The sequence below is a fragment of the Pseudoalteromonas sp. B160 genome (assembly GCF_037162485.1).
GTDB lineage: Bacteria > Pseudomonadota > Gammaproteobacteria > Enterobacterales > Alteromonadaceae > Pseudoalteromonas > Pseudoalteromonas rhizosphaerae.
In genome coordinates this window covers 3,671,261-3,681,345 of sequence record NZ_JARLUX010000001.1, presented here as the reverse complement: position 1 = coordinate 3,681,345, position 10,085 = coordinate 3,671,261, and the positions used below count along the sequence as shown (strand labels likewise).

The 10,085-nt window shown below is 40.3% G+C and carries 6 protein-coding genes; all 6 read right to left on the bottom strand.

Annotation, left to right across the window (positions count from 1 at the left end):
- Window positions 1-43: 43 nt before the first annotated feature.
- Window positions 44-2,368, bottom strand: a complete 2,325-nt coding sequence (locus P4S61_RS17170) for an efflux RND transporter permease subunit (RefSeq protein WP_337118727.1) — start codon at window positions 2,366-2,368, stop codon at window positions 44-46.
- Entirely contained in the window at window positions 2,368-3,369 is a 1,002-nt protein-coding gene (locus P4S61_RS17165) for a YCF48-related protein (RefSeq protein WP_337118726.1), read from the bottom strand. The genes P4S61_RS17170 and P4S61_RS17165 overlap by 1 nt, the downstream gene beginning before the upstream one ends.
- Window positions 3,370-3,522: 153 nt before the next feature.
- Window positions 3,523-4,887, bottom strand: coding sequence for a DUF1329 domain-containing protein (locus tag P4S61_RS17160; RefSeq protein WP_145234104.1), 1,365 nt, complete (start codon window positions 4,885-4,887; stop codon window positions 3,523-3,525).
- A gap of 10 nt (window positions 4,888-4,897) precedes the next feature.
- The gene (locus P4S61_RS17155; protein ID WP_145233813.1) at window positions 4,898-6,994 is read right to left on the bottom strand and encodes a DUF1302 domain-containing protein; all 2,097 of its coding nucleotides are present in this window, start codon (window positions 6,992-6,994) and stop codon (window positions 4,898-4,900) included.
- Between the two features lie 246 nt (window positions 6,995-7,240).
- Window positions 7,241-7,462: a DUF2835 family protein gene (locus P4S61_RS17150; RefSeq protein WP_145233811.1), complete on the bottom strand. Its 222-nt coding sequence runs from the start codon at window positions 7,460-7,462 to the stop codon at window positions 7,241-7,243.
- 3 nt (window positions 7,463-7,465) lie between these two features.
- On the bottom strand, window positions 7,466-10,060 hold the full coding sequence (gene pepN / locus P4S61_RS17145) for an aminopeptidase N (protein ID WP_337118725.1): 2,595 nt from the start codon (window positions 10,058-10,060) through the stop codon (window positions 7,466-7,468).
- Window positions 10,061-10,085 lie beyond the last annotated feature (25 nt).

Here is a 10,085-nt window from a genome sequence, read left to right as displayed (position 1 = left end):
ATAAATGGCCTTTACAGGCCATTTAGGAGCAAAATTATTCACATTATTTTTTCTGGTCAGTCCAGATCAAACTACCAATTGCTGGTAAAAGTAATACTGCGCCAAGCATATTGACTAAAAACATGAAGGTTAACAATATTCCCATGTCCACTTGGAACTTAAGATCAGAGAAAATCCAGGTGCTCACACCAATAGCTAACGTGATACCGGTAAATAACACCGCACTACCACGCTCAACGAGTGCATTACGATACGCCACTGGTAAGGCAACACCTTGCTTTAATTGCCCCATCATCGATGACAAAATATAAATCCCATAATCCACCCCAATACCTACACCTAGTGCAATCACTGGCAACGTTGAAACCGTCAGACCGATTTCAAGTTGTACCATTAAAGCTTGCGCAAGAGTCGATACAATATACAAGGGTAACACTACCGCTATGGTCGCTTTTACACTCTTAAAGCTAATCAAGCATAAAATAATAACTGCACCATAAACGTATAACATCATTGGTAATTGTGCAGCAGAAACTGATTCATTCGTCGCAGCCATGACGCCGACAGGCCCTGAGGCCAACTTAAACTGCAGCATATCGGTTTGTTCTTCAATGGCAAATTGCTTAACACTGGCAATGATATGTTCAATGGTCTGCGCTTTATGATCATCTAAAAAGATAATCACTGGCATAACTGAACAATCACCATTGAGTAAACCGGTACTGGTTTCGACTCGTGAGGTAGATTGCACCAAACTTGCTGTATTACGAGGCAAACTTTGCCATTTTAAATTACCTTCGTTATACCCGGCATTAACCGACTGCGCTACTGAGCTTAGGGATACTGCTGATTGAACACCTGCTAAGTTTTCAACTTTATATTGAAAACGACTAATGCGCTCCATTACGTCGTGCTCTGTACATGCTGCAGGGTAAGCTTCGACAATCACTTTTAGAATATCGGATGAAATTGTATATTTGTCCGATATTAAAAAGGTATCTTGGTTATAACGGGCATCTTGATGCAATGACGGTGCACCTGCATGTAAATCGCCGATATGCATTTTCCCTGCTTGCCAATAACCTACAGCAAACAATACTAAGGTGCAGCCAATAATGATTTTCGCGCATTTTGGATCCGTGGCTTTGACTAACAGATCACGAATTGAATCAAGTAAGTTTGGTTTTTCGCTGTTGCCTGATTGAATATGAACTGTGTTTTCAAAGCGCATATACGATGCCCATACTGGCAATAAAATCAAATTAGTAAAAATAATAACAGCCACACCTAAACTTGCTGTGATAGCCAGTTCACGAATTATACCTATATCTATGGTTAGTAACGTCAAAAAGCCGACCGTGTCTGACAGCAATGCAATACCACCGGGTATTAACAGCGATCTAAAACTAGCCTGACAGCAAAGACGCGTATTACTGCTTCCTTCGGCGACTTTTTTACCTATTGCATTGATCATCTGTACGCCATGACTTACGCCGATTGCGAACACTAAGAATGGTACTAGAATCGACATTGGATCTAGACCAAAGCCTAAGCTCGACAATATCCCCAACTGCCAAACCACGGCAATAATTGAACAGGCTATAGGTAAAATAGTGAGCTTGATGCTGCCGCAAAATAACCACACCATGATGAAAGTAAACGCGATAGCAATAGCAAAAAATAACACAACCCCTTTCGCACCTTCGGCAATATCACCGGCCATTTTGGCAAAACCAATAATGTGGATACTTACTTTATCAGTGCTCAATGGCTCTCGAATTTCGCTTTCTAGCTTTTGTGCAAACGCTAACGTATCTAATTTTTCTTGCGTTTGCGGATCAGTTTCCATCAACTGCGCGGTTACCATCGCACACGAATAATCAGAGGCAATCATCCTGCCTACGACTTTCGCTTTTTCGATATTCTCTTTAACAACCGCTAAACCTCGTTGATCAGCAGTAAAATTGGCGGGAATAATTGGCCCACCCGCAAAGCCGTCTTCAACAACTTCGACAAAACGTGCACTGGGTGAAAAAATTGAATTCACTAACGGACGATTCACCCCAGGAATAAAATATAACTGATCATGAACGGCTTTTAATTGGGTGATAAACTCAGGATTAAAAATATCACCGCTATCATCACACACTGAGATCAAAATACTATTTGCGCCACCAAATTGCTTTTCATGCTTTAAATACACTTTCATATAATCATGATTAAGTGGAATATTTTTATTAAATGAAGCATCAAGTTGGATTTGTGTGGCTTTAAAACCTAAAAAACATGTTATTAAAATAAAACTTATCACCATCATTAATCGATGACGAAAAACTGCTTTCTCTAAAAAATTGACGATTGTGTGCATTATGGAGCCATCCCCTTCACTTTAATGCCATTTTCTGATGCCATAACCAATTGATTTTCAAAAATAACGGCATCAAGAATTGCTTTACCATCCGCTAACTGCTCAATAGTAAGTTGATTATTTTTATAGTGGAAAATCACACCGCTGTTGGCAAGTAACAACCATTGATTATCACCGCTAGCGATAATACTATTGATTGTGGCGGTTTTATTATTACTTATTGGTTGCCATTGCTCACCTACCTGACGGCTAAAAATATTGCCTCTTAAACCCGCAACTATTTCTTGCCCTTGTTCATCGCTGGCATAAGCAAAAAAGGAACCCTGGTAGATTTCTTCATCGCGTTGCCATGTTTTTCCGTTGTCTGTACTGTGCGCTAACAAACCCATTTCGCCCACTAACATAAGTTTATCTTTTGTTGTGACAATACGATTAAAGTGCGGCAATATTGATGCAGTTTCGGCTTCATAGCCTTGTGGATCTGATTCTTTTAAATCATTTAAGTAATCTCTATCATCTGCAAATAATAAAGAATCCAGAAAACGCTTTTGCCAATGTTTGCCACCATCACTGGTTTCATAAAACATACCATAGGCACCCACAGCAAAGCCGTGAAGTTCACTGGTAAATAAAATATCTAAGCAAGGTTTATCTAATTGCGTGTTCACCTGTTGCAACTGCCAGTTTGCACCACCATCATTAGTATGAATAATAGTCGCATCATGCCCGCAAGCCCAACCAAGTTCACTGCCACTGAAGGCAACCGCCGTTAATAACACTTGCGTTGGAACGCTCGCTTGTTGCCAATTTTTTGCATTACTGCTTGTAATTATAGTGCCATGTTTTCCGACAGCGACCAGTTGCTTTCCTGTGTATTCAATATCAGTCAACAGGGTTTTATCTGCTTTAGTTGCGACAATTGCAGCAAGTGGTTCAGCTGCAATAGAAAGAGTTGAAAGGCTCGCCACAGCGGCAAGACCTGCATAAAGCATGTACTTCATAAATTAAAATCGCCTTGAAAAGAATGTGTTTGTCGGTATATAACGTGCAGTCGGGGGACTCGGTTAGTGTCATGACCCAGTGCGTGTCAGAGTGACAAACGCGATTTGAAATAATAAAAAAGCACCTAGATAATTCCAGGTGCTTAGAGTGTATTAACGACCTTCGCGGCGCAGTGCACTTGAGGTAAATTCATTATCATTAAACGATTGTGAGAAATCATACATTTTCTCTTGGTTATCTAAACCAATCGCTAGGTAACGGCGTGAATTCAAATCGTAGTAAACGTCTAACGTACTCCAGTTAGTGAGCGCATCGTAATAGTTAATTGTATGAGCCATCGCTACACGGTACATTTGGTCACGGTTATCATAGATATCCGTCACTTGAACTTGCCAGCTATCTTCATCAATATAAAATACGCGCTTCTTATAAATATGACGAGTGTCGCCTTTCAGATCTGCTTCTACAACCCAAACACGGTGTTTTTCATAACGCACATGTTCCGGGTTGATGTGACCGGCCATCAGAATATCGTCATACTGTAACTTATCACTGTGTAGCTTATAACTATTGTATGGTACATAAAGCTCTTGCTTACCTTTGAGCGTCCATGTATAGCGGTTTGGCGAACCGTTAAACATATCGAAATCATCGGTTGTACGCAAGCTATCAGCTGCTGTTCCTGGTGCATCATAAGCAACATTAGGCGCGCGACGAACACGACGCTGGCCAGAATTGTAAGTCCACGCTTGTCGTGGAGTTAAAATTTGGTCCATGGTTTCATGAACTAATAGCGCCGTGCCAGCTAAACGCGCAGGTTCGGTGACTTTTTGTTTAAATTTAAACAAAATATTAGATTCTTGTAACTCTGCAGGTGTTGCTTTTGGATCTGAGTACTTAACTAACAGTTGCTCATCAAAGCCAACCATATTATACGAACCTGAGGCTGTTGGAGCCGCTTGACCGCCAAAACGCTCAATTGACAGACCACGGTAGCGTAATAAATGGTTCCAAATTGCCTCTAAGCCAGTTTTTGGAATAGGAAAAGGAATGCCAATAGCAGTATTTTTTATCCCATTACCTTCTTCAATCAACTCTGCAGTTGGTGCGTATTGTTTTGTTGCATCATAGACAAACTGTGGGTTTGAAGCACTGCGATGAGTAGTATAGATGTTCATTTTAAACGTATCTGGATACGCTTCAAAAAGAGCTACTTGACCAGGACTTAAATTTGCTTTGTATTTATCAACATTTGATTTATCAATGGTGAAAAGTACTTTGTCGTCAGCATACGGATCTGGATGATGCATTCCTGGCGTATAACCTGCCGGTGCTTTAGTAATACCACCTGTCCATGCCGGAATTGAGCCATCAGCATTACCCGCTTTTTCAGCACCTAATGGGGTTAGATCTGCACCTAAGCGCGCAACTTCTTCGCTCGTCATTTTTGCAACGACCGCTGTTGTAGAAAATAAACTACATAGCGTTAGTGCAATGAGGGTAGGTTTTTTTATCATCATGATACCCTTAAATTGAATATTTAATATTAAAAGAAACAAAATCACGGTCTGAGAAAGTATTGGTATCTCCGCCACCCCAGAAAGAGTTGTAGCTAAAGTCAAATGACCATGCATTTTGATAATTAAAGTTGGCTGTCACTCCAAGTGACTTGCGATCTTCAATAAACAAGAACATCGGGTCTGGTGTGTTACCATTTACATCATGTGAGAAAACAAAGCGAGGTGAAAAATTAACTCCTTTAAAGAAGTTGTAATAATCGCCTTTAGCAATTAAGCGATATCCCCATGATGATGCTGTCGCAAACTCTTTTTGTTCGGGGCCATTAGACAAAGCCATATGAAGTGTTGAGTAATCATCTGCATTAGGGCCGGTCATAATACCGCTTCGACCAGTGCCTGAAACATTTAAACGCATTTCATCGTATTCAGGCATATTATTTATGCGCACGCCGCCAATTTCACCCACTACAGCCCAGCTATCTGCACCCAGTGATGGGCCAAATAAATGTGTTGCTGTAAACTGCAATTGGCTAGTATTACGCTCAATATAACCTTTTGCTAATTCCCCAGGGCCTACAACACTAACTGCGTTACCCTGACTCATTTGTGAAATACCGGCAAACTCAGGACGAAGTCCCGCTAACGCTAATTGCTCAGGCATAGCAGCATAAAGCAATTCTACGTCATCGATTTGTAGTGGTTCGTCTTCACGGAAGGTGAACTCACCAGCAAACGCCGTTTCACCAATTGATGTATTAAAGCTTAACCCATACAATTTAATATCTTCTGGATACTCATTGGTTGCTTTAGCAAATGCTTTTAAATCAGAGACATTGTCAGAGGTGATTTTAGTCGTTGCTAACATGGCTAAATCTTGGGCCAGTGACGCTTGTGTAAAGTTAGATACGCGACCTGAAATAAGAGGACGGCGGCTATGGTAGTTTACATGGTAAAGTGCAACTTCAGTGTCATAAAAATCTGGTAAGAACATACCTAAACGTAAACCATATTGACCACCATCATCAGGTTCAGTTTTACCATCATCCCCTTTGCCTTTAAGAGCGACTTTAGTAGGGTATGCCAGATAAGTTTGTGCCAATAATGCTTGCCCTGCGGGACTTGCAGGGTCGATCCCTTTAGCGGCAGCAGCTTGACCAAAGGTAGTCATCAAATTATTTAAGCTATCAGTTAAAAACGCTAAATCGATATCTGGGTTGGAGGTAAAACCAAGCTGTACATTTTGCTGATAACCATTTTCAGCGGCAAAGTCATTGGTTGAAAAATACGTTCCAGCTGCAGGTAAACGTGTTTCATGCCATTGGTATTGGTAAAAGCCTTCCAAAGTCACATTTTCAGTGATCCCTAAAGATGCCCATAACATACCAACTGGAATAAAAGCTTCTTTAAGCTCTGCACCTGGCGCTTTTAACCGATCAATATCGACCGGATTTACGTTAATACCGTGAGAAATTAATGTACTTTCTCCCCAGTTTATGACTTGTTGCCCTAGACGAATAGAAAGTGGGTTATTGCCGTCATTTAAATCAAAGTTAGCCCATACGTAAGCATCTAATAGACGAATATCTGCGCAGCTTTGTTTCTTTGTGTCTTTATCATCACAAGGATCAACTCCTTGCCCTGAAGTTGGATTAACATAGGCACGATCGCCATCCATCAATTCAAAATCATAAAAATACATAAATCGAGTAAATAGACCATAGTTATCTTTGTTGATAGATAAATCATGCGTCCCTTTCAACAGCTTTGAAAAAGATTCACCGCTATCAAAGTTCAAATCACCAGCGTCGCCGTTATTAGAGTAAGAGCCAGGTTGGGCCCAGACATCTTGCGCTGAATAAATTGGATTTAATACAGAGTTATAACCTGTCCAATCAAAAGACGGGTTATTACTTTTACCTATTAAGTTAAAGTTTCGGTCTTCAACACGGATACTTTGTCCATAAGAAAAAGCAGAGTCGAAGGTTATATCAAACCCTCCAGCCTCAAACGTTGCAGCCTGTGTGTGTGCTGCTGATAACCCTAAAGTAGCGGCTGCGATGCCTAGTACTAGTTTATTTTTAACAAAAAGCGATCTTCTTATCATTGTGTGTTCCCCCTGTCGCGGGTAATTTTGTGATCAAGTTATTGTTTTTAGTGTAGTCGTAACGATAGAAGCGAAATAAAGAAATTACAAATAGAACGCGTTCAATCGGTCATAATTTTTCTGTTTAGTTGACGTTAACCTAATGGTAAGACGTCCTACCAGATAATTTATACACGTAAATTAACAATAGGACAAATCGAATTAACAAAAAAACAATATTATAAGTGATTATTTTAAAATATTGTTTTAGGCAACACGCTCCAAACGTAAAAATTTATACTCTGGAGTAAGCAAAAGTCGAAAGCGCCCTCTTACCCCTAAAGAGGAAATAAAAGGACGCAAATGGCTGGCGGCAAAACGTACTTTTTTGCCACCATCTTCAATTACTTGAACTGATGTATACTTACCTTCGTAGTAATCCATGCACTGCTTGTAGGTTAAGTTCAGTAAAAAATAATATTCGATCATAATTTATTGTAGTGCTTTATCAACTTTTTCAAACAAGTCATCACTTAAATTATCAAGCAAAGCTAGGCGTTGCAGCTGAGCTTTGATTGCAACTGAACGTACCTCATCATATCTGCGCCATGACATAAATGGCGTTAACATACGTGATGCATTTTGGGGGTTGATTGCATTAAGCTTAACTAGTAAGTCACCTAGCAATTGATAACCTGTACCATCTTCACGGTGAAACTGTGCGGTATTAAAATGACTAAAACTGCCCACTAGTGCCCTGACACGGTTTGGGTTTGAAAAATCAAAACAAGGGTGATCATATAACTTTTTGATATTACTAATGGCGTCATCGCCACCTTGCATTGCTTGCAATGCAAACCACTTATCCATCACTAACACATCATGGCGCCACTGACTGTCAAATTGGTTTAACAACTCTTTTGCTAATGGATTATCAGCTTTTACCACTGCACTGAGCGCGGCGAGTACATTGGTCATATTGTGTGAATTAGCAGTACTAACAAGAAGTTGATTGATATCAAGCTCATTAATTTTTGCCAAATAATGCAAGCACATACCTTTTAATGCACGTATAGCGACAGCTGTTGCACTTACAGAGCCGTCATCAATTAAACTTTGATAACAGTCTAAGAACTCACTACGCAGTTGCTGAGCAATTTGTAACTCAAACTGATTTGTCACCGCAACCAATTGATCCACAGGGATCACATTAAACTCAGCTGCGAGGGTATCAAAACTAGGCAGCTTTAATAATTCAGCAATTAAAGCTAAATCTCCCTCCTGATCAACTAATAAACTACGTAATGCAGTAATAATTGCTGGATCCAATTGATTATTTTCAGGTGTTATAATGGCCCCTTTAACCGCCCCAATGAACAATTGTTGTTGAGCATCCCAACGCGAAAAGTCACTGCGCGCAAAGCGCATAATGTGTAATAATTCAGTGGCTGTATTTTGTTGCTCAACAATACACGGCGCAGAGAAATCCTCTAGTAGCACCGCTACAGGCTTCGCGGTTAAACCATCAAAGCTAAACGTTTGCTGCGCTGTTGTGACATCTAAGACATGATCAAGTGGCTGTCCTTCAAACTGTAAAGGGACAGACTCGCCCTGTTGATCAAGTAGCTCGATAGCAAATGGGATATGTAATGGCGCATTTTCTGGCTGATTAAGCGGTGCCAGCTGCTCTATATGCAGTGAAAAAGTACCATTGAGCTTATCAAACTCTTGTTTTACGATTAGCCGTGGTGTGCCAGCTTGGCTATACCAACGTTTAAACTGAGTTAAATCGATACCTGAGGCATCACTCATGGCCGCAACAAAATCATCACAGGTGACGGCTTGCCCATCATGACGCTGAAAATAAAGTGCCATGCCCTGCTGGAACTTTTCTTCTCCCAATAACGTGTGCATCATACGGATAACTTCAGCGCCTTTGTCATACACAGTTACTGTATAGAAGTTATTCATCTCAATCACTTGTTCAGGACGGATCGGATGTGCCATAGGACCGGCATCTTCACTGAATTGATGAGTACGCATTACTTTAACCGCATCAATACGATTCAGTGCCCGCGAGCCTAAATCACTGCTAAACTCTTGATCACGAAAAACTGTTAAGCCTTCTTTTAACGACAGTTGAAACCAATCACGACAAGTCACTCGGTTTCCTGTCCAATTATGAAAATACTCATGGCCAACGATTGACTCTATGGTGTGATAATCTTTATCAGTGGCGGTTTCTTGATTAGCCAACACACATTTAGAGTTGAAAATATTCAGACCTTTATTTTCCATCGCGCCCATATTGAAAAAATCCACAGCAACGATCATGTAAATATCTAAATCATACTCAAGATTAAAACGCTGCTCATCCCACTGCATTGATTTTTTAAGTGATGCCATCGCATGAGGAGTTTTCGGTAAATTCCCTTTATCAACAAACAAGGCTAAATCTATTGTACGACCACTTTGCGTAACAAAGGTATCTTCAAGTACATCAAAGTCCCCTGCAACAAGTGCGAACAAGTAACTTGGCTTTTTGAATGGGTCTTGCCATTTTGCAAAGTGACGGCCATTGTCTAATTTACCTTCCGCTAATTTATTACCATTTGATAATAAATGAGTAAACTGCTCGTCAGCAATAATAGTCACGTCAAAGCTTGCAAGTACATCTGGGCGGTCAAGATAATAGGTTATTTTTCTAAAGCCTTGCGCTTCACATTGTGTACAATATGCACCGCCAGATAGATATAAACCTTCTAAAGATGTGTTAGTTTTTGGCGCTATTTCATTAACGATTGTAAGCTGGCATTGCGCTGGTAGATTATGGATCACAAGCTGCTCATCAAGTAGGTCATAATCTGTATATGCGTTGTTATCTACAGTAATTGAGATCAGCGTCAAATCAATGCCATCAAGCACTAAATCTGCCACACCTGCTATTTTTTTCGTGATCGTCATTATACTCGTAACACGGCTGTTTAACGGCAATAAATCGAAGGTCAAATCAATGTGATCAATTAAAAATGGTGGAGCTTGGTAATCTTTAAGATACTGTGCTTGAGGTTTTTTTAATGCAGTCATGTGAAACTCCAAAGTGGCTCCTCTT